This window comes from Hydrogenophaga sp., assembly GCF_026125825.1.
In the GTDB taxonomy this organism is placed as follows: domain Bacteria; phylum Pseudomonadota; class Gammaproteobacteria; order Burkholderiales; family Burkholderiaceae_C; genus Hydrogenophaga.
The window spans coordinates 1-20,133 of the sequence record NZ_JAHCKK010000077.1 but is presented as its reverse complement, the minus strand read 5'-3'; the positions used below and the strand labels follow the sequence as shown (position 1 = coordinate 20,133).

The following is a 20,133-nucleotide window of genomic DNA, read 5'->3' as shown; positions in this document are numbered from 1 at the left end:
ATCTCGGCATGGTTCGCCAGTGGCAGGAGATCGACTACGAAGGCCGCTACAGCCACAGCTACATGGACGCACTGCCGAACTTCGTCAAGCTCGCCGAGGCGTACGGCCATGTGGGCATGCTGATCGAGCGGCCCGAAGACGTCGAGCCGGCCCTGCGCGAAGCGCGCAAGCTCAAGGACCGAACGGTCTTCATGGACTTCCGCACCGACCCCACCGAGAACGTGTTCCCGATGGTTCAGGCCGGCAAGGGCATCACCGAGATGCTGCTGGGTTCCGAAGACCTGTAATCCCCGAAGCGAAGCGGCGAAAAGCCTTCGCCGCTTCATCCCCTCAGACGAATCTATTGTCCGCCAAGCCTGCGCATTACCGTGCGCAGGGGAGGGCGGCGAAAAGAGGAATCGCACATGAAACACATCATCGCTGTCCTGCTGGAAAACGAAGCCGGCGCCTTGTCCCGCGTGGTGGGACTGTTCTCGGCCCGTGGCTACAACATCGAATCCCTGACAGTGGCGCCCACCGAAGACCCCAGCCTCTCGCGCATGACGATCCAGACCACCGGGTCGGACGACGTCATCGAGCAGATCACCAAGCACCTGAACCGCCTCATCGAAGTCGTCAAGGTGGTGGACCTCACGGAGGGCGCCTACACCGAGCGAGAGCTCATGATGGTGAAGGTTCGTGCCGTGGGCAAGGAGCGTGAGGAAATGAAGCGCATGGCCGACATCTTCCGCGGCCGCATCATCGATGTGACCGAGAAGAGCTACACCATCGAACTCACAGGCGATCAGGGCAAGAACGATGCCTTCCTGGAGGCGATCGATCGCTCGTCGATCCTGGAGACCGTGCGCACGGGCGCCAGCGGCATCGGCCGGGGTGAGAGAATCCTGCGCGTTTGACTTTTTCGGGGCTCAGCCATTTGCCCGTTCGCGCTGAGCCTGTCGAAGCCCCGGCCCGCCCTTGTGGCAGGCCGAGGTACCGAGAGCCCTTCGACAGGCTCGCGAAGAACGGCACAACCCATCAAATCCATTGGAGCAAAGCATGAAAGTTTTCTACGACAAAGACTGTGACCTGTCCCTGATCAAGGGCAAGACCGTGGCCATCATCGGCTACGGCAGCCAGGGCCACGCACACGCACAGAACCTCAACGACAGCGGCGTGAAGGTCGTGGTCGGTCTGCGCAAGGGCGGCGCTTCCTGGGACAAGGTCGGCAAGGCCGGTCTGAACGTTCTGGAAGTGAACGAAGCCGTCAAGGCTGCTGACGTGGTCATGATCCTGCTGCCCGACGAGCAGATCGCCGAGGTCTACAAGAACAACGTCGAGCCCAATATCAAGCAAGGCGGCTCGCTGGCCTTTGCCCATGGTTTCAACGTGCACTACAACCAGGTCGTGCCGCGCGCCGATCTGGACGTGTGGATGGTCGCTCCCAAGGCCCCGGGTCACACCGTGCGCAACACGTACACCCAGGGTGGCGGTGTGCCCCACCTCGTGGCCGTGCATCAGGACAAGAGCGGCAAGGCGCGTGACCTGGCCCTGAGCTACGCCATGGCCAATGGCGGCGGCAAGGCCGGCATCATCGAGACCAACTTCAAGGAAGAGACCGAGACCGACCTGTTCGGCGAACAGGCCGTGCTGTGCGGCGGTGCCGTCGAGCTGATCAAGATGGGCTACGAAACCCTGGTCGAAGCTGGCTATGCGCCTGAAATGGCGTACTTCGAGTGCCTGCACGAGCTCAAGCTCATCGTGGACCTGATCTACGAAGGCGGGATCGCCAACATGAACTACTCGATTTCGAACAACGCCGAGTATGGTGAGTACGTGACCGGCCGCGAAGTCATCAACGAGCAGTCCCGCGTGGCCATGCGCAACGCGCTCAAGCGCATCCAGAATGGTGAGTACGCCAAGATGTTCATCTCGGAAGGCCGCACCAACTACCCGAGCATGACCGCTCGCCGCCGCAACACGGCCGAACACAGCATCGAGGTCGTGGGTGCCCAGCTGCGCGCCATGATGCCCTGGATCGCCAAGAACAAGCTGGTGGACCAGACCCGCAACTGACCGTCCAGCCGCCGCCAGCCGGCGCGCATCGACTGCAAAGGCCACTTCGGTGGCCTTTGTCGTCTTTTCCTACAGACACACTGCTTTACACTGAGGCATTCTGTGCGGGAGTCTCGCCCCAGGTGCCGGTGGTTCCTGTGGTGCGGCAACGCACGGAGACCCGAAATGCACGACGGAACCGAAACCACTATGACGCCAAGCGACGAACGCCCCCGGCGCCCCAAGGGCATCTACATGGTGCCCAACATGATCACGCTCGCGGCCCTGTTCGGGGGCTTCTACTCGGTGGTCATGGCCATGAATGGCCGCTACGACCTCGCGACCGTGGGCATTTTCGTCGCCATGGTGCTCGACAGTCTGGATGGCCGTGTCGCGCGCCTCACCAACACGCAAAGCGCGTTCGGCGAACAGATGGACTCGCTGTCCGACATGGTGTCTTTTGGCGCGGCCCCTGCGCTCATCGCCTACGAATGGACCTTGCGCGACATCGGGCGCTGGGGCTGGATCGCGGCCTTTGTGTACTGTGCCTGTGCGGCGCTGCGGCTGGCACGTTTCAATGTCAACACCGCCGTGGTCGACAAGCGCTATTTCCAGGGGCTGCCGTCTCCTGCGGCCGCCGCTTTGGTGGCGGGCTTCATCTGGCTCATGACCGAACTGGAGGTCCCTGCGCAGGACGTGACCTGGCCGATGTTCGTCATCACGCTCTATACGGGCTTGACGATGGTGACCAACGTGCCCTTCTACAGCTTCAAGGACCTGAGCCTGAAAAAGAGCGTGCCGTTCGCTGCCATCGTGCTGGTGGCCTTGGGCATCGCTGTCATCAACATCCACCCGCCCACCGTGCTGTTCGCGCTTTTCGTCGTCTATGGCTTGTCCGGCTACGGGGTCTACTTCTGGCGCAAGGCCAAGGGCCGCCCCACCAGCGTGATCAGCACCTCCACAGACGAGCCCGATGAACGTGGCCTGCATGACGATTGAGCTTTGTGATACAGTTTGACCCATGAGTTTTCGCGCTTTCGCCCTACTACTGGATGTCCGACACGGGCAGGCTTGGTAGCGCGCGCGCATTCCATTCAAAACGGCCCGTTTGCACCTGCAGCGGGCCGTTTTTGTTTTGGGGCTGCGGGTTTCAGTAACATCGAAAGAGCATCATGTTGAAAAACCCAGCCAGCAAGTATCCCGCCTTCCAGCCGATCGGTCTCAAAGACCGCACCTGGCCCGACGCCGTCCTCACCCAGGCCCCCATCTGGCTGAGCACCGACTTGCGCGACGGCAACCAGGCGCTGATCGAGCCCATGGATGTGGAGCGCAAACTGCGCATGTTTGAACTTCTGGTGAAGATCGGTTTCAAGGAGATCGAGGTCGGATTCCCTTCGGCTTCACAGACCGAATTCGATTTCCTGCGCCGTCTCATTGACGAGCGCCTCATCCCGGACGACGTCACCATCCAGGTCCTGACCCAGGCCCGAGAACCGTTGATCCGGCGCACCTTCGAGTCCTTGCAAGGAGCACCCCGGGCCATCGTGCACCTCTACAACGCCGTGGCCCCGGTCATGCGGCGCGTGGTGCTGGGCATGGACGAGAACGAGATCGTCGAGCTGGCCACTTCGCAGGCCCGCCTTTTCCGCGAGCTCGCCGCCTTGCAGCCTGCCACGCAATGGACCTTTCAGTACTCGCCGGAAATGTTCTCTGGCACTGAGCTCGCTTTCTCCAAACGCGTGGTCGATGCTGTCACCGAGGTGTGGCAGCCAAGCGCCGAACGCAAGTGCATCATCAACCTGCCATCCACGGTAGAGCACAGCACGCCCAACATCTTTGCCGACATGATCGAGTGGATGCACCGCCACCTCGCCCGCCGCGAGGCGATCGTGCTGTCCGTGCATCCGCACAATGACCGCGGTACAGGCACCGCCGCTGGCGAGTTCGCATTGATGGCAGGTGCAGATCGCATCGAAGGCTGCCTGTTCGGCAATGGCGAGCGCACGGGCAACCTCGACCTCGTCAATGTCGCGCTCAATCTCTACACGCAAGGCGTTTCGCCGGGCCTGGACTTCTCCGACATCGACGAGATCCGCCGCACGGTCGAGCACTGCAATCAGTTGCCGGTGCACCCGCGCCATCCCTACGTGGGTGATCTGGTCTACACCTCGTTTTCGGGCTCCCACCAGGATGCCATCCGCAAGGCGTTCGCCGCGCGGCAGGAAGACGAAGCCTGGAACATCCCCTACCTCCCCGTGGACCCCAAGGACCTGGGGCGCAGCTATGAAGCCGTGATCCGTGTGAACAGCCAGTCCGGCAAGGGAGGGATCGCCTACCTGCTTGAAAACGAGTACGGTCTGGAACTGCCGCGTCGCCTGCAGATCGAGTTCAGCCAGGTGGTGCAGGCGGTGATGGATGCCAACGGCAAGGAGCTGGCTGCGGCTGACCTGTGGGATATCTTCGAGCAGGAATACGGCCTGTCCCACGCACGCGCGCCGCTGCAGCCTGTGATGGAGGACGTCTCGGGCGAAGGCGTGCGCGTGGCGGCCCAGGTGGAGATGGGAGGGGAGCCGGTGGTGGTGGACGGGCAGGGCAACGGCCCGATCGACGCTTTCGTCAACGGCCTCACCATTGCGCTCGGGCGCCAGGTGCGCGTGCTCGACTATCACGAGCACGCTATTGGCTCAGGCGCGCAGGCGCGTGCCGTGGCCTATGTGGAGATGCGCATCGATGAGGCGCGCACGGTGTTCGGGGTGGGCATCGACGCCAACATTGTCTCGGCGTCGTTCAAGGCCATCCTGTCTGGTCTGCACCGGGTGACGCGGTCCCACATCAGAGAATCCGAAACCCAGGCCGTCTGATGCCGGACTGGATCGATAGAGAAAACCTTGAATGGAGTTCCCATGAGCGACAAACTGATCATTTTTGACACCACCCTGCGCGACGGTGAGCAATCGCCCGGCGCGTCCATGACGAAGGACGAGAAGCTGCGCATCGCGCGCCAGCTTGAGCGCCTCAAGGTGGACGTGATCGAGGCTGGTTTCGCGGCCAGTTCCAACGGGGACTTCGACTGCGTGCAGGCCATCGCCAACACCATCAAGGACTCCACGGTGTGCTCACTGGCACGGGCCAACGACAGAGACATCGCGCGCGCCGCGCAAGCGCTCAAGGGAGCTCAGCGCGCCCGCATTCACACCTTCATTGCCACCAGTGCGCTGCACATGGAGAAGAAACTGCGCATGACGCCCGAGCAGGTGCTGGAGCAGGCGGTGCAATCGGTGCGCTTCGCTCGCAACCTGGTGGACGACATCGAGTTCAGCCCGGAAGACGGCTACCGCAGCGACGTTGACTTTCTCTGCCGCGTGCTCGAGGCCGTGATCAAGGAAGGCGCCACGACGCTCAACATTCCGGACACGGTCGGCTATGCGATTCCCGAACTCTACGGCGATTTCATCCGCACCCTGCGCGAGCGCGTGCCCAACTCCGACAAGGCCATCTGGTCGGTGCATTGCCACAACGACCTTGGAATGGCCGTGGCGAACTCGCTGGCAGGCGTGAAGATTGGTGGTGCGCGCCAGGTGGAATGCACCATCAACGGCCTGGGCGAGCGCGCGGGCAACTGCTCGCTGGAAGAAATCGTCATGGCGGTGCGCACGCGGCGCGACTACTTCGGCCTGGATGTGGGCGTGGATGCCACCCAGATCGTGCCGGCCAGCCGCATGGTGAGCCAGACGACAGGGTTCGTCGTGCAGCCCAACAAGGCGGTGGTGGGCGCCAACGCGTTCGCCCATGCCAGCGGCATTCACCAGGATGGCGTTCTCAAGGCGCGCGACACCTATGAAATCATGCGCGCCGAAGACGTGGGCTGGAGCGCCAACAAAATCGTGCTGGGCAAGCTCAGTGGCCGCAATGCATTCAAGCAGCGTCTGCAGGACTTGGGCATCGAGATGGAGTCCGAGAGCGAGATCAACACCGCCTTTGCCGCATTCAAGGAACTGGCCGACCGCAAGAGCGAGATCTTCGACGAGGACATTCTGGCCCTGTGCAGCGACGAGAGCGTGACCGCGGAAAAGGAACAATACGGTCTGGTCTCCCTGAAGCAGCGCAGCGAAACCGGGGAGCGCCCGCACGCCAGCGTGGTTTTCACCGTGGATGGCAAGGAAATCCAGGGGGAAAGCGACGGCAATGGTCCCGTGGACGCGTCGTTGAAGGCGATCGAGAACCACGTCAAGAGCGGGGCCGAGCTGCTGCTGTACTCGGTCAACGCCATCACCAGCGGCTCGACCGAGAGCCAGGGCGAGGTGACGGTGCGCCTCCAGCACGGTGGCCGTGTGGTCAATGGCGTGGGCGCTGATCCGGACATCGTCGTGGCATCGGCCAAAGCGTACCTCAGTGCCTTGAACAAGCTGCACAGTAAGGCGGACCGGGTCGCGGCCCAGGGGTAAAACCCAATGAAATCAAAGGCTTGATGAATTGTGTTTCGTGAGGCGCAGAAAAGACACCAAAAGTAGCACTTGTTCTACCGATCACTGAAGACAATTTCCCAAGCTTTTGATATTGCTAGTTTTTTTCTGAATGCCTATACTCCACTCCTGCGCAGTTCCTGTTGCTGGAGTGGATTCATGGTCATCGGCGTCGCTCGTTTTCGCAAATTTGTGCTGGTTGCGGCAGCCGCCGGCTGGGTCGCGCTTTCCTTCGCGCCCTTGCAGGCGCAGGCCGCGAGCAACACGAAGACCGCCAAGAAGACGGTGACGGCCAAGGCCGCCCCCAAGCGCACGGTGGCCAAGAAGGCCCAGCCCAAGGTGGTGCAAGCCCCGGCGCGCAAGGCCGTTCGCGTGGCGAGCAAGCCCCAGCAGCGTGTGAAGGTGCAGATGGCGGCGGGCAAGACGACTTCGCTGCACAAGGTGGCTGTTCAACGCAAACCGGCGGCGACCCAGAACGTGATGCGTGCGGCCGCGGCGCCCCGCCTCTCCGAAGGCTCGCGCCTGGGCCTGCGCTCCATGGACGATCCTCTCGAACTCAACTCCAGCGTTGCCCTGGTAATCGATCAGGAAACCAACGAAGTGCTGTTCAGCAAGAACGACGCGGCCGTGCTGCCCATCGCCTCGCTGACCAAGCTTATGACGGGCCTGGTGGTGGCGGACGCTCACCTGAACATGCAGGAAATGATCACCATCACGCAGGATGATGTGGACACCTACAAGGGAAGCAGTTCGCGTCTGGCCGTCGGCACCACGCTCAGTCGTGGCGAGCTGATGCACCTGGCTTTGATGTCCAGTGAAAACCGCGCGGCCCATGCGCTTGGCCGCACCTATCCCGGTGGTCTTGCCGAGTTCGTGCGCCTGATGAACAAGAAGGCCATGGAGCTGGGCATGGCGGACACCCGTTACGTTGAGCCCACCGGTCTGTCCAGCTCCAACCAGTCGAGCGCGCGCGATCTGGCGACCCTGGTGTCTGCAGCCTACCAGCGCCCCATCCTGCGCGACCTGTCCACGTCACCCAGCTACGAAGTCGATCTCGGCCGTCGCACGCTGCACTACAACAACTCGAATGGCCTGATCAAGAACCCCTCATGGGACATCGGCCTGCAGAAGACCGGGTACATCTCCGAAGCTGGCCGCTGCCTGGTGATGCAGGCCAAGGTGGCCGGCCGCCAGCTGATCATGGTGTTTCTGGACGCCACCGGCAAAGTGGGCCGCATGCAGGACGCCGAACGCGTGAGGCGATGGGTGGAAGTGCAGACCGACGCGCGCGTGATGCCCCGCCCCCAGGGCTGAGCCTTCTACCCGCCCCATGAAAAACGGCCCGTGAGGGCCGTTTTTCATGGGGCGTCATTGGGCACGCTGATCAGCGGGCGGATGCTGGCGTCGGCACCTTGGGGCAGCCCAGTGCGGCCGAAATCTCGGCGGCGGTGGACCGCAATTTGGGGACCCAGCTCTCGTCGATGCGATCGGCAGGGGCGGAAATCGACAGGCCTGCCACCAGCTTGCTCTGGTCATCGTAGATGCCAGCGGCCATGCACCTCACGCCCAGCTCAAGCTCCTCATTGTCCCGGGCAAGGCCGGCTTGGCGGCATTGCGCCAGTTCGCGCTCCAGGGTGGCGAGCTGGGTCAGGCTGTTGCGCGTATTGCCCGCCAGTCCGGTTCGGGTGGCGTATGCACGCACCCGTTGCGGCTCGTCGTCAGCCAGAAAGAGCTTGCCCACGGAGGTGAGGTGCAGGGGCGCCCGGCCACCGATGGCACGAACCACCTGCATGCCCGAGCGCTCGCTGTACGCCCGCTCCACATACACGATCTCGTCGCCCTGGCGCACGCTCAGGTTCACCGGTTGCTGGATCAGTTTGTGCAGCTCGCGCATGGGGAGCAGGGCGGCATCGCGCACGCTCAGCCGCGCCTTGACCAGGTTGCCAAGCTCCAGCAGGCGCATGCCGAGCCGGTAGCTGCCAGCTTCGGGCCGGTCGACAAAACGGCCAATGGTCAGGTCGTTGAGGATGCGGTGCGCGGTCGATGGATGCAGGCCGGTCTTCTCGCTGATTTCCTTCAGCGACACCGGTTCCTCGCGCGAGGCCAGCACCTCCAGGAGATTGAACATGCGTTCGATCACCTGGACAGTGGGCGTGCTTGGAAGGGTCTCGGAACGTTTTGTCATGAGAGGTTAGAGGTTGTTCTTGATTTTACAAGATGAAATCCACTTCCTCCAACCGGTGTTGCGACAGGATGGCGTCCAAGCCGTCCGCCAAGCGCACCAACCCATTTCAGGGCGCCGTGATCCACCGGCCTTCGAGCAGCAACTCGTGCGGCTGGAAGCCGGCCTTGTAGTTCATCTTGCTGCTCTGCCCGATCCAGTATCCCAGGTACACATGAGGCAATTCCAACGCGCGCGCCTGGTTGATCTGCCAGAGCACGCTGTACGTTCCGTAGCTGGCCTTCTCGTCCGGCTCATAGAACGTGTACACCGCCGAGAGCCCGTCGTTCAGCACGTCGACGATCGAAACCATCTTGAGCTTGGACGGGCCACCGTCGGGCGCGGGTTGATGAAACTCCACCAGCCGCGAATTGACCCTGCTCTGCAAGAGGAACTGGGTGTACTGGTCGATGCTGTCGTGGTCCATTCCACCGCCGGCATGCCGGCTGTTCTGATAGCGCAGATAGAGCTGGTAGTGCTCTGGGATGAAGCACAGCTTGAGCACGCGCGTCTGCAGCATGCCGTGCTGCTTCATTGATCGACGCTGGCTCCGGTTGGGATTGAACGAGGCAACTGGCACGCGCAGTGGCACACACGCCTGGCAGCCATCGCAATACGGGCGGTACGTGAACATGCCGCTGCGCCGAAAGCCGTGCGTGACCAGATCCGAATACGCGTCGTTGTGAATAAGGTGGCTGGGGGTGGCAACCTGCGACCGCGCCTGACGGTCCGGCAGGTAGCTGCACGGGTAAGGTGCCGTGGCGTAAAACTGCAGCGCCTGAAGCGGGAGTTCTTTGAGGTGGGTCACGCGCGAGGACCGTCGGCAGAGAGGATGTGCTGCCAGTATACGGGCTCGAATTCCCATCGTGGGGCCGGGTGCGGCAGGGCCATTCGAACGTGTCGGCAGAACTCGTCGCGAGCCATGAGCTGGCCCCCAAGCGAAGCCAGGTGCGAGGTGTTCTGCTGGCAGTCGATGAGGGGCATCGAGTGATGGCGACAGAAGGCGATCAAGGCCGCCAACGCCATCTTGGATGCGTCGCTTTGCCGGCTGAACATCGATTCGCCGTACACCATGGCGCCGAGGTTCACGCAATACAGACCGCCGGCGAGCTCGCCATCGAGCCAGGTTTCCACGCTGTGCGCAAGTCCTGCATGATGAAGCCGGACGTAGGCCTCCACCATGGCGGGCAGGATCCAGGTGCCGTTCTGTCCATCGCGCGGAGTGTGTGCACAGGCGCGGATGACCCGTTCAAAATCGTGGTCGAAGCGCACAACCAGTCGTTGTTCGCGCAGCAGCCGGGTGATTGTTTTCCGCAGCGAGCGATGAAGCCGGAACTGGCGGGTCTCCAGCACCATGCGAGGGTCGGTGCTCCACCACAGAATGGGTTGACCCGCGCTGTACCAGGGGAAGATGCCGCGGGAGTAGGCGGCGACCAGCGTGGGTACATCCAGCACCCCGCCTGCGGCGAGAAGGCCGGGCGCAGGGTCTGAAGCGCTCCAGGCCGATTCCACGGAGGGAAAGGCCTGGCCAGGCTCGAGCCACGGCAATGCTCTGTTGGGCGGGGCGTGTGACATGGCGCTATTGTGCGCGGCGGCCCCGTGGTTTCAAGTGGCAGGGCGCGCGATCCGACGAAGAAGCCACCACGCCATTGCGCCCAGCAAGATGCCCACGCCATCGGCGGCGAGGTCGGACCACTCGCCGTAGCGCCACCCCGTGGCCGCCTGGGCCAGTTCGATAGCGCCTCCGTAGGCCAGCAGGGATGCCGCCACGGCATTCGGTCGATGCGGGTATGCCAGCAGGCCCAGGCACGCAAGCCAGGCGAATCCGAACGCGTGTTGCGCCTTGTCCCACACATTCAAGCTTTGAGGTGGCAGCATGGGAGTGGGGACGAGCGAAGCAACGGCGAGCACCGCGACACTGAGCCAGAAAAGTGGTTTGATGAGGAAGATGAAGCGGGTCATGGAAAAACGCAAAAAACGACGCTATAATTCGAGGCTGTTCCCTGATAGCTCAGTCGGTAGAGCGACGGACTGTTAATCCGCAGGTCCCTGGTTCGAGTCCAGGTCGGGGAGCCAGACAGACAAATGACAAAGGCCTTCTTCGGAAGGCCTTTGTCATTTCTGCGTCTCGCCAAGGTTGGCAACACGTCCCGTGCTCAATCGCGCGTGGGCGATTGCACGCCCAGCACCTGGTGCAGATGGGTGCTGCTGGTGGTGTACTGCAGCACCACCTTCCTGTCGGGAAAGACAAAGGGCGCGGCGCCAAAAGCGGCCAGGGCGCACTCGTGGAAACCGCTGAGGATGAGCTTCTTCTTGCCCGGGTAGGTGTTGATATCGCCCACCGCGAAGATGCCTGGCACGTTGGTGGAGAACTTCTCGGTATCGACAACCAATTGCTTTCGCTCGATGTCCAGGCCCCAGTCGGCGATCGGGCCGAGCTTGGGCGAGAGACCCAGAAACACCAGCAAGGCATCGAGAGGCACCCGGCGAGTCACGTCGTCGGGCCCCGTGACCTTCAGCCCGGTAAGGCGCCCGTCGGCTTCTTCAAAACCGGTTGTCTGGCCCACGATGAATTGCATCTCGTGGCGCTCGCACCGTTCGCGCATTTTCGCCACGTTCGCGGGCGTGGCTTGAAAGCCGTCGCGGCGGTGGATGAGCGTCACACTGGCGGCCCGGTGAGGCCCATCAGCCGCGAAGTTCAGCGCCCAGTCGAGCGCCGAATCGCCGCCTCCGATCACGGCCAGATGCTTGCCCGCGAAGCCGGCCGGGTTCATGACGCGGTAGAACAGCTGAGTGTCCTCGAACCGATCCAGTCCTTCGACAAGCAGCTTGCGGGGCATGAAAGCGCCCACGCCGGCGGCGATGAACACGGTTTTGGTGAGAAACCGGGTGCCCTTCGAGGTCGCCACAAAGAAACGGCCATCCTCTTGCGGTTGCACCCTGCTGACCTCCTGGCCCAGGTGGAAGGTGGCGCCGAAGGGCTTGATCTGAGCCAACAGACGATCGACAAGCTCCTGCCCGGTGCACACCGGGATGGCGGGGATGTCGTAGATCGGCTTGTCCGGGTACAACTCGGCCGGCTGGCCGCCAGGGCAGGCGAGCGAGTCGACCACGTGCGCCTTGATCTCCAGCAGGCCCAGCTCAAACACCTGAAAGAGACCGACAGGGCCCGCGCCCACGATGACGGCATCGGTTTCGATGGTGCCGTCGGGCGTGTTGGCGAAGGTCATGCCAGGTTCAGCGAATCAGCTCCGCGAGCTTGCCCGTGCGGTCTTTCCATTCCTCATGATCGGGCAAGGGGTCCTTGCGTTTGGTGATGCTCTTCCAACCCGGCAGGCGGGCGAGCTCGGCGTTGAGCTCGGTCATGTGCTGCTGGTCCTTGGGCAGGTCTTCCTCGGCGTAGATCGCGCTCACCGGGCATTCGGGAATGCACACCGCACAGTCGATGCATTCATCCGGGTCGATGGTCAGGAAGTTCGGGCCCTCGCGGAAGCAGTCCACGGGACAGACGTCCACACAATCGGTGTATTTGCAGCGGATGCAGGCTTCGGTGACAACGTGGGTCATGGTGATGATGGGAATCGGTAGAACCCCGGATTTTAGGGTTTCCCTGAACCCCAGGCGGGCGCAAGCCCCTTGCCTGGGTACGCGTTAAGGGCAGAGGGTCTTTCAGAGCACCAGCAAGGCGCCCGATGTGCGGTGGCTGGCGGTGTCCACCAATACGAGCGCTCCGAGGGTGCGCGAGCGCGCGAAGGGCAGGGTGGTCAGCGGCTCTTGCAGCGCCAACTCGATGTGGCCGATGGCGTTGGGCTCGAGCTGGCTGGCCTCTTCTTCGGCCAGGGTGTGGATGTCGAGGCGGTGCACGATGCGCTTGACCTTGGCCTTGACCCAGCGGTGACCGTGCAGCGCCCAGTACACGCGGCCGGGCACCAGGGTCTCGTCGTCGAGCCATGCCACGGTGGCGCTGATCTCACGGCTTCCCTTCAGGGTGTCCTGCGCTTCGCCGCCCTCCACAGCCAACAGCCAGTCGCCCCGCGAGACGTCGACCTCGCGGTCGAGCACGATGCCGGCGCTGTGGCCGGCCAGCACCGCCTGCGGCTGGCGCACATGGTTGAGCACTTGCGCGACGGACGCGGTCTGCCCGTTCGGCATGATGCGCACCGATTGGCCTGGCTGTACGCCACCAGTGGCCACGCGGCCCCAAAAGACGCGGCGACCTTGCGAGGTGTCGGACGAACTGCTGAACTTTTCCACCCACTGCACGGCGAAGGCAAAGGGCAGTGTGTTGTCGGCGGGCGTGACCGGCAGGCCTTCGAGGATCTCCAGCAGCGTGGGTCCGTTGTAGCCGCACCAGTTCGCCTGCTCGCTGGCGTCCACCACGTTCCAGCCTTTGAGTGCCGACACCGGCACGATGGCCGTGACCGGGATGCCGGCCTGCGTGGCGAACTTTCGCAGCGCGCTGGCAATGTGGGCGAACGCCGTGCTGCCGTCTTCGACGGCGTCGAGCTTGTTGACGGCGAACACCACCGAAGGCACACGCAGGAGCTTGAGCAGCAGGCTGTGACGGCGGGTCTGGGGCAGCAGCTGCAGCGCGGCGTCGGCCCAGTTCAGCTTGGTGGCGTCCACGAGCACCACGGCCGCATCGGCGCTGGAGGCGGCCGTGACCATGTTGCGCGTGTATTGCTCGTGACCGGGCGCATCGCCGATGATGAACTTGCGCGCCTCGGTGCTGAAGTAGCGGTAGGCCACGTCGATGGTGATGCCTTGCTCCCGCTCGGCCGACAGCCCGTCGGTCAACAGGGCGAGGTCGGTCTGGCCGTGCCGTTGCACCCCGGCCAGATGGTCTTGGAGCACGGCCTTGCTGTCGACCAGCAGACGGCCGATCAAGGTGCTCTTGCCGTCGTCCACGCTGCCGCAGGTGATGAGGCGCAGGGCGGAGCGGGTGTCCTGGGCAACGGAAGTGAGTTCAACAGTGGTCATCTTGATCTTTCTGCGAGATATGTCGGTGAGAGGTTGTAGCGGGCGCTGTTTCGTTGACCCGCAGACCGTCCATCACGGAGAGGTGGCGCCACAGGCGCGACGCGGTGGGCGTCAGAAGTACCCGTCCTTCTTGCGCTTCTCCATCGACGCGTCGGAGGTCTTGTCGTCCATGCGGGTGGCACCGCGTTCGCTGACCTCGGCGGCCAGCGTCTCGATCACGATGTCGTCGGCCGTGGCGGCCAGGCTCTCGACCGGGCAGGTGCAGGTGATGTCACCCACGGTGCGGAAGCGCACGTCGCGCACTTCCACGGTTTCACCGTCGCGTGGTGGCGTGAGTTCGGTCACTGGAACGAGCAGGCCGCGGCGGTCCACCACCTCGCGCTGGTGCGTGTAATAGATCGAAGGCAAGGCGATGTTCTCGCGCGCGATGTACTGCCACACGTCCAGCTCGGTCCAGTTGCTGATGGGGAACACGCGGAAGTGTTCGCCCATGTGCAGCCGGGTGTTGAACAGGGTCCAGAGTTCCGGGCGCTGCGCCTTGGGCTGCCACTGGCCAAAACTGTCTCGGTGGCTGAAGATGCGCTCCTTGGCGCGCGCCTTCTCCTCGTCGCGCCGCGCGCCGCCGATCAGCGCATCGAAGCGGAATTCCTCGATGGCTTCCAGCAGCGTGACCGACTGGTGCACGTTGCGACTCTCCCCGGGGTGGGCCAGGCGCACGGTGCCGCGCGCCATCGAGTCCTCGACGCTGCGCACGATCAGATCGGCACCGAGCTCCCTGGCGCGCAGGTCGCGGAAATCGGTCACCTCGGGAAAATTGTGGCCGGTGTCGATCATCAGGAGCGGGTAGGGGATGCGGCCGACGCCAAAGGCCTTTTCGGCGCACTTGAGCATGACCAGCGAGTCCTTGCCTCCGGAGAACAGCAGCGCTGGACGCTCGAACGCTGCGGCCACCTCGCGCAGGATGAAGATGGTTTCTTCTTCCAGGGCGTCCAGGTGGGCGTTGCTGAGATGGTGGTCACTGGCGTGTTGCAGAGCCGTCTGGATCACGGCAGTTTCGGTGCGGGCGTTCATGCGTGGGTCCGATCGAGAGACGATGCGAGGGGTTCGGCGGCGGGCTGCACGTGCAGCCCGCATTCCTTGGCGCTTTCCTGCTCCCACCACCAGCGCCCGGCTCGGAAGTCCTCGCCGACGCTGATGGCGCGCGTGCAGGGCGCGCAGCCAATACTGGGGAAGAACTGGTCGTGCAGCGCGTTGTAGTCGAGCTGGTGTTCGGCGATGAAATGCCACACGTCGCCCCAGCTCCATTCGACGATGGGGCTGACTTTGATGCGCCCCGGCTCTTGCACGATCTCGCCGACCTCGGCGCGCGCGTTCGATTGTTCGCGGCGAAGGCCGGTGATCCATCCGTCCTGGCCGGCCAGAGCGCGTGAGAGCGGCTCCATCTTGCGGATGTCGCAGCAGGCCTTGCGCAGCTCGATGCTCCGGTACATCGCCTCTTCGCCGTTCTTGCGCACGAAGTGGATGACCGATTCCTGTCTGGGCCTGAACACCTGCACGCTGATGCCGTAACGTTGCTCGATCTTGGGGATCAGCGCGAGCGTCTCGGCGTGCAGCTTGCCGGTCTCCAGCACAAAGACGCTGGCCTCGATGCCGGCCAGATGCATCAGGTGCGTCACGACCATGTCCTCCGCGCCCAGGCTGGACGCCTGGGTGAGCCTGGGGTGGCTGGTGGCCGTTTCGCGCAACAGCGCGATGCTGCGCGCAACTTTGGCGGCGAAGTCGGGCGAGGGGCGGTTGTAGAGGGCGATGGCGGTCATTCGAAGACCTCCGTGCGGTGCACTTGGGTGCGAAATGGCTGGATGCGGTCGGTCGCTGCGTTCATGGCGGTGGCTCTGGCGTTCAGGCCGCGGCGAAATGCGGTGCGGTGTGCACCGCGTCGCCTTGGTAGAAGGCTGGGTAGTGCTTGAGCAGTGCTTCGCCGTGGGCAAGGTTCTGGTCCGCGCGCAGCACGGCCTGGCTGAAGCCGCTGCGTTGCATCTGCACCAACTGGTCGATCAGGACGTCACCGGTCGCGCGGATCTGGCCCGTGAAGCCCAGGCGGCGGCGCAGCAGGAAGGCTTGGCTGAAAGCGCGGCCATCACTGAACTTGGGGAAATGCAGTTCCACCACGCTGATGCCGCTCAGGTCGGCCTCGCGGGGGTCCGCGTCATTGGCGATCAGAAGGCGTTGCGCCTGGGCTTCGGTGGCCTCGAAGGTGTCGGCGCGGAAGAGTTGAAGGTGCTGGCTCATGGGGTCTCTCCTCAGGCAGCGGCGCGGGCCGTGCTCGTGCGCACCGCGTTGGCGGCGATCTTGAACGGGTCGGCGCCGGTGCGGCGCAGCGTGGCGACGAAGGTCTCCTGGCCCGTGCGCTGCGCGCGATAGGTGTCGAGCAGGGCCTCGATCACATCGGGCACTTCGCTGGCGGCGAAGGACGGGCCGATCACCTTGCCCGGCGTGGCATCGCCCGAGAGGCGCGTGCCGTCCGAGCCGCCCAGGGTGACCTGGTACCACTCCTGGCCGTCCTTGTCGACGCCCAGGATGCCGATATGGCCGCTGTGGTGGTGGCCGCAGGAGTTGATGCAGCCGCTGATGTGCAGATCGATCTCGCCGAGGTCGTGCAGCTCGTCGAGGTCCTTGTAGCGCGCCAGGATGGCCTGTGCCAGCGGCAGCGAGCGCGCATTGGCGAGATCGCAGAAGTCGCCACCTGGGCAGGCGATCATGTCGGTAAGCAGGCCGATGTTGGGCCTGGCCAGCCCCAGGCGGCGCGCCTCGCGCCACAGTTCGGGCAACTGGTCGCAGCGCACCCAGGGCAGGAGCAGGTTCTGCTCGTGCGTCACGCGGGCCTCGCCGGCCGAGAAGCGTTCGGCCAGTTCGGCGGCGCGTTCGAGCTGCTCGGCAGTGGCGTCGCCGGGTGCTTGCCCAAAGCGCTTGAAAGACAGCGTGACCGCGCGCAGGTCGGGATTCTGGTGCGGTTTGACGTTTTGCTGCAGCCAGCGGCTGAACTCCAGGTCGTCCTCGGCCGCGGCCTTGAGGATGTGCGCGATCTTGGCGTCGGCGCTCTTGCGGTCGCAATTGAGCTTGGGTGGCACAAAGAAGGCGCTCACACGGTCCAGTTCGGCCTGGCTGATGGTGTGCGGCGCGCCGTCCTTGTCGAGGATGTCGCGGTACTCGGCTTCCACCTGATCGATGAAGGCCTGGCCTTCGGCCTTCACGAGGATCTTGATGCGGGCCTTGTAGATGTTGTCGCGGCGGCCGAATCGGTTGTAGGCGCGCACGACCGCTTCGAGGTAGTTCAGGATCTGGTTCCAGGGCAGGTACTCGCGGATCACGCTGCCGATGATGGGTGTGCGGCCCATGTCGCCGCCCACGCGCACCTGGAAGCCCAGGTCGCCGTCGACATTGCGCAGGAGGCGCAGGCCCACGTCGTGCCAGGGCGTGGCGGCGCGGTCTTCGCGCGCGCCAGTGATGGCCACCTTGAACTTGCGAGGCAGGAAGGCGAACTCGGGGTGCAGCGTGCTCCACTGGCGCAGGATCTCTGCGAAGGGGCGCGGGTCGGCCACCTCGTCGACCGCGATGCCGGCGAGCGCGTCGGTGGTGATGTTGCGGATGCAGTTGCCGCTGGTCTGGATGCCGTGCAAGCCCACGCTGGCGAGCAGATCCATCACATCGGCCGAGCGCGAGAGTGGGATCCAGTTGTATTGCACGTTCTGGCGGGTGGTGAAGTGGCCGCAGCGGTCGGGCAGCGTGGGCACTTCGGAAAGGCCGGCGTTGGCCTTGCTGACGTCGTGCGCCTCCTTGTGGTCGAAGTCGCGTGCGATCTTCGCCAGCACGCGCAGCTGCGGGCTGGAGATCTCCCCGTAGGGCACCGCCACGCGCAACATGGGCGCGAAGCGCTGCACATACCAGCCGTTTTGCAGGCGCAGCGGCTTGAACTCGTCATCGCCGAGCGTGCCAGCCTGCCAGCGGGTGAGCTGGTCCCGGTACTGGGCGGCGCGCAGGTGCACGAACTGGCGGTCAAAGTCGGAATATTGATACATGGTCGTCGTGGGTCTTCAGGAATCAAAAAGCCATCAGCTTGGTGCCGGCATAGGCCAGCAGCACCGACAGCGCCGAGCGCACCAGACGCTCGGGGGTGTGGCGCATCAGGCGCGTGCCCAGCCAGATGCCAGGCAGCGAACCGGCGAGCAGCTTGGCCAGCAGCGGCCAGTCCACCGAACCCAGGCTGGCGTGGCCCAGACCGGCAACCAGCGTCAGCGGCACGGCGTAAGCAATGTCGGCTGCCACGATTCGGGGCAGCGGCAACAGGGGAAACAGCAACAGCAGCACCGACACGCCGATGGCGCCCGCACCAACCGAGGTGAGCGTGACCAGCGTGCCGATCACCGCACCAAACAACACCGGCAGGCTCCAGTGGCGCGCGTGCGTTGCTTGCGCCAACTGGGCTTCAGGCACCTGGCGCAGCAGCTGTTTGCCGCGCGCTGCCTTGTACAGCATGGCCACTGCCGTCAACAGGAGCGCCACGCCCAGCGTGGTTGTCATCAGCGATTGCACCGCCGCACTGGCGGGGCCAAGCTGGCGCAGCACCACCAGGGTCAGCAGCGCCGCAGGCAGGCTGCCCGCGCTCAGCTGGCCGACCACGCGCCAGGGCACCAGTTTCTGCCGTGCCAGGTTGACCGTGCCACCCATCTTGGTAAAAGCCGCGAACAGCAGGTCGGTGCCGACCGCCAGGTAGGGTTTGACGCCGAAAAAGAAGATGAGGATGGGCGTCATGAGTGAACCGCCACCCACGCCCGTGAGACCCACGATGAGTCCCACAGCGAATCCGGCCAGAATGATGGCGATGTCAGGCATGGGCGTGACTGTAGAGAGGCATCGATATATCCCAAACGATTTTTTGTTCATGGATATATGACTCATGGGAATAAACAAATGAGCCTTGTGCCGAATTCCACATCGGATGCCCGTTCGTCGCACAAAGGCGACCGCACATCGGCCTGCTGGGCGTAACATCCGCGCCATGCAAAAGCAGCGCATCCTGGTCAGCGTGGTCGGTTTTTCCGACGTGGAACGCCATGCGCTCAACACGGTGTTTCGGCTGTCGCAGGAACGCGAGCTGTCCTACGCGCCCTGGGTGCCGATGGCAGCGCCGGGGGCGGTGATCCCTTCGGGTGTGGCCCAGGTGGCGCTGGTGGATGGCGAAAGCCTGGAGGCGGTGCTGTCGCATGCCAAGGAGATGCCACCCGGTCAGCGCCTCATATGGGTGGGCCCCGACGCTCCCGAGCACGCCTGGCGGGTGCTGGACCGGCCAATCGAATGGGCCACGGTGCTGCACGACCTGGATCTGGTGTTCGCTGCGCGGCAGGCCGATTCGGGCCTGCTCGATCTGGATGTGACCGCGCCCGCACCGCTGGACATCGACCTGGAGGTGGACATCGGCGAACCCGCCGAGATGGTGCGGCGTGCGCTGGTGGTGGGGGCGGAGGCGCAGGAAGGTACCTACCTGCGCACCCGCCTGGCGCTGGCCGGTGTGGGCCATGTGGACGAGGTGGTCGACACCGAGACCGCCCTTGAACTCATGGAGCGCAACCGATATGTGTGTGGCGTGTTCAACCTGGACGACCACCGCATCGATGTCTGGGCCCTGATGCGCCACTTTGTCGCCCGAAATCCCCAGGCGCTCACCCTGGCGACCACGGAATTGGCCGGTCCGCTGGCGGGTTGGTGGCGCCGCCGCCGGGTGCGCCGCGACGCGCACCGCGTGGGAATCACCGCCTTGTTGGAGCGGCCTTTCCAGCCTCGGCAGGTGTCGGAGTGGCTGGACCTGATCTGAGCGGCTGACGGCGAGCCTGTTTCCAGGCGAAACGCGCAGGGTCGATCGCACGCAGAAGATCCGCTTCCGCGTCCGTTGTTGCGGCCCCGTCGATCTGGGCCGCCAGCCGGTCCGCGCACCAGGCGGCCAGCGTGATGCCGCGAGAGCCCAGCGCGGTCAGCAGGTGAAGACCTCGGCGGCGCGGGACGTCTGACAATGACACGCGACCTCGTCGGGCGGCGGCTGCCGCCCTTTGGGCTGCAAGGGCCTCCGCATCAGGCACCGCGCCCACAAGCGGCAGGCGGTCCAGCGAAGCGCAGCGCACCTGAGCCCAGCCGAGCAGTTCGCCATGCCGCCAGGCCTCGCGCAGCACCTGTGCCGCCGGGTGGCAGAGGGCCTCCAGGCTCTCGGCATTGCGTTCGTGCGCCTGGTCGCTTTGCTGTGTGGTGTTCTCGCCGCGTTCATAGGTGGAGCCCATGGCCCAGATGCGCGGCGGCCAGGTGGGGGGCAGTCCGGCATCTTCATAGACGGGCACATACACGCCGTTGTCGCGCCGGGGCCGCTCCGCCAGCGGGTCGCCGCTCTGA

The 20,133-nt window shown here is 64.3% G+C and carries 21 protein-coding genes and 1 tRNA gene; 9 read left to right on the top strand and 13 right to left on the bottom strand.

Features of this window, described 5'->3' with window-relative positions; all coding sequences use genetic code 11:
* The 7 genes from KIT86_RS19365 to KIT86_RS19335 all read left to right on the top strand — a co-directional run.
* The coding region (locus tag KIT86_RS19365) for a thiamine pyrophosphate-dependent enzyme (protein ID WP_297401374.1) at positions 1 to 287 on the top strand (287 nt) is incomplete at its 5' end.
* A 117-nt stretch (positions 288 to 404) separates the two neighbouring features.
* Positions 405 to 896, top strand: coding sequence for an acetolactate synthase small subunit (gene ilvN / locus KIT86_RS19360; RefSeq protein ID WP_297401372.1), 492 nt, complete (start codon positions 405 to 407; stop codon positions 894 to 896).
* Between the two features lie 142 nt (positions 897 to 1,038).
* Positions 1,039 to 2,055 (top strand): ketol-acid reductoisomerase, encoded by a 1,017-nt coding sequence (gene ilvC / locus KIT86_RS19355; RefSeq protein WP_297401370.1) that lies wholly within the window; start codon positions 1,039 to 1,041, stop codon positions 2,053 to 2,055.
* Between the two features lie 165 nt (positions 2,056 to 2,220).
* Complete coding sequence (pssA, locus tag KIT86_RS19350) at positions 2,221 to 3,033, top strand: CDP-diacylglycerol--serine O-phosphatidyltransferase (protein ID WP_297401368.1); 813 nt, start codon at positions 2,221 to 2,223, stop codon at positions 3,031 to 3,033.
* 173 nt (positions 3,034 to 3,206) lie between these two features.
* On the top strand, positions 3,207 to 4,895 hold the full coding sequence (leuA, locus tag KIT86_RS19345; RefSeq protein WP_297401366.1) for a 2-isopropylmalate synthase: 1,689 nt from the start codon (positions 3,207 to 3,209) through the stop codon (positions 4,893 to 4,895).
* 42 nt (positions 4,896 to 4,937) lie between these two features.
* Entirely contained in the window at positions 4,938 to 6,479 is a 1,542-nt protein-coding gene (locus KIT86_RS19340; protein WP_297401364.1) for a 2-isopropylmalate synthase, read from the top strand.
* 177 nt (positions 6,480 to 6,656) lie between these two features.
* Positions 6,657 to 7,811, top strand: coding sequence for a serine hydrolase (locus KIT86_RS19335; RefSeq protein WP_297401362.1), 1,155 nt, complete (start codon positions 6,657 to 6,659; stop codon positions 7,809 to 7,811).
* Positions 7,812 to 7,881: 70 nt separating this feature from the next.
* Here KIT86_RS19335 and KIT86_RS19330 read toward each other — a convergent pair whose 3' ends face one another.
* The 4 genes from KIT86_RS19330 to KIT86_RS19315 all read right to left on the bottom strand — a co-directional run bounded on the left by KIT86_RS19330 (position 7,882) and on the right by KIT86_RS19315 (position 10,680).
* Positions 7,882 to 8,682 carry an IclR family transcriptional regulator gene (locus KIT86_RS19330; protein ID WP_297401360.1) on the bottom strand — a complete coding sequence of 267 codons (801 nt, stop codon included), beginning with the start codon at positions 8,680 to 8,682 and terminating at the stop codon, positions 7,882 to 7,884.
* 106 nt (positions 8,683 to 8,788) lie between these two features.
* A complete protein-coding gene (locus KIT86_RS19325) occupies positions 8,789 to 9,526 on the bottom strand; it encodes an arginyltransferase (RefSeq protein WP_297401358.1) in 738 nt (245 codons plus the stop codon).
* Positions 9,523 to 10,293 (bottom strand): leucyl/phenylalanyl-tRNA--protein transferase, encoded by a 771-nt coding sequence (gene aat / locus KIT86_RS19320; RefSeq protein ID WP_297401356.1) that lies wholly within the window; start codon positions 10,291 to 10,293, stop codon positions 9,523 to 9,525. Before aat ends, KIT86_RS19325 begins: the two co-directional genes overlap by 4 nt.
* A gap of 30 nt (positions 10,294 to 10,323) precedes the next feature.
* Positions 10,324 to 10,680 (bottom strand): VanZ family protein, encoded by a 357-nt coding sequence (locus tag KIT86_RS19315; RefSeq protein WP_297401354.1) that lies wholly within the window; start codon positions 10,678 to 10,680, stop codon positions 10,324 to 10,326.
* A gap of 38 nt (positions 10,681 to 10,718) precedes the next feature.
* Here KIT86_RS19315 and KIT86_RS19310 point away from each other — a divergent pair.
* A tRNA-Asn gene (locus KIT86_RS19310) sits at positions 10,719 to 10,794 on the top strand.
* An 80-nt stretch (positions 10,795 to 10,874) separates the two neighbouring features.
* Here the strand turns inward: KIT86_RS19310 and KIT86_RS19305 are convergent.
* The 8 genes from KIT86_RS19305 to KIT86_RS19270 all read right to left on the bottom strand — a co-directional run bounded on the left by KIT86_RS19305 (position 10,875) and on the right by KIT86_RS19270 (position 18,588).
* On the bottom strand, positions 10,875 to 11,948 hold the full coding sequence (locus tag KIT86_RS19305) for an NAD(P)/FAD-dependent oxidoreductase (RefSeq protein ID WP_297401352.1): 1,074 nt from the start codon (positions 11,946 to 11,948) through the stop codon (positions 10,875 to 10,877).
* 7 nt (positions 11,949 to 11,955) lie between these two features.
* Complete coding sequence (gene fdxA, locus KIT86_RS19300; RefSeq protein WP_297401350.1) at positions 11,956 to 12,285, bottom strand: ferredoxin FdxA; 330 nt, start codon at positions 12,283 to 12,285, stop codon at positions 11,956 to 11,958.
* A 102-nt stretch (positions 12,286 to 12,387) separates the two neighbouring features.
* Complete coding sequence (locus KIT86_RS19295; RefSeq protein ID WP_297401348.1) at positions 12,388 to 13,698, bottom strand: GTP-binding protein; 1,311 nt, start codon at positions 13,696 to 13,698, stop codon at positions 12,388 to 12,390.
* A 111-nt stretch (positions 13,699 to 13,809) separates the two neighbouring features.
* Complete coding sequence (cysD, locus tag KIT86_RS19290) at positions 13,810 to 14,769, bottom strand: sulfate adenylyltransferase subunit CysD (RefSeq protein ID WP_297401346.1); 960 nt, start codon at positions 14,767 to 14,769, stop codon at positions 13,810 to 13,812.
* Positions 14,766 to 15,515, bottom strand: a complete 750-nt coding sequence (locus tag KIT86_RS19285; RefSeq protein ID WP_297401344.1) for a phosphoadenylyl-sulfate reductase — start codon at positions 15,513 to 15,515, stop codon at positions 14,766 to 14,768. The genes cysD and KIT86_RS19285 overlap by 4 nt, the downstream gene beginning before the upstream one ends.
* Before the next feature lie 82 nt (positions 15,516 to 15,597).
* On the bottom strand, positions 15,598 to 15,987 hold the full coding sequence (locus KIT86_RS19280; protein WP_297401343.1) for a DUF934 domain-containing protein: 390 nt from the start codon (positions 15,985 to 15,987) through the stop codon (positions 15,598 to 15,600).
* A gap of 11 nt (positions 15,988 to 15,998) precedes the next feature.
* Entirely contained in the window at positions 15,999 to 17,774 is a 1,776-nt protein-coding gene (locus KIT86_RS19275) for a nitrite/sulfite reductase (protein ID WP_297401342.1), read from the bottom strand.
* 22 nt (positions 17,775 to 17,796) lie between these two features.
* Positions 17,797 to 18,588 carry a sulfite exporter TauE/SafE family protein gene (locus tag KIT86_RS19270; protein WP_297401341.1) on the bottom strand — a complete coding sequence of 264 codons (792 nt, stop codon included), beginning with the start codon at positions 18,586 to 18,588 and terminating at the stop codon, positions 17,797 to 17,799.
* Positions 18,589 to 18,754: 166 nt separating this feature from the next.
* Between KIT86_RS19270 and KIT86_RS19265 the strand changes: the two genes are divergently transcribed.
* Entirely contained in the window at positions 18,755 to 19,567 is an 813-nt protein-coding gene (locus KIT86_RS19265) for a hypothetical protein (RefSeq protein WP_297401340.1), read from the top strand.
* Here the strand turns inward: KIT86_RS19265 and KIT86_RS19260 are convergent.
* A partial coding sequence (locus KIT86_RS19260; RefSeq protein ID WP_367185454.1) for an FAD-dependent oxidoreductase occupies positions 19,503 to 20,133 on the bottom strand: 631 nt, incomplete at its 5' end. The genes KIT86_RS19265 and KIT86_RS19260 overlap by 65 nt on opposite strands.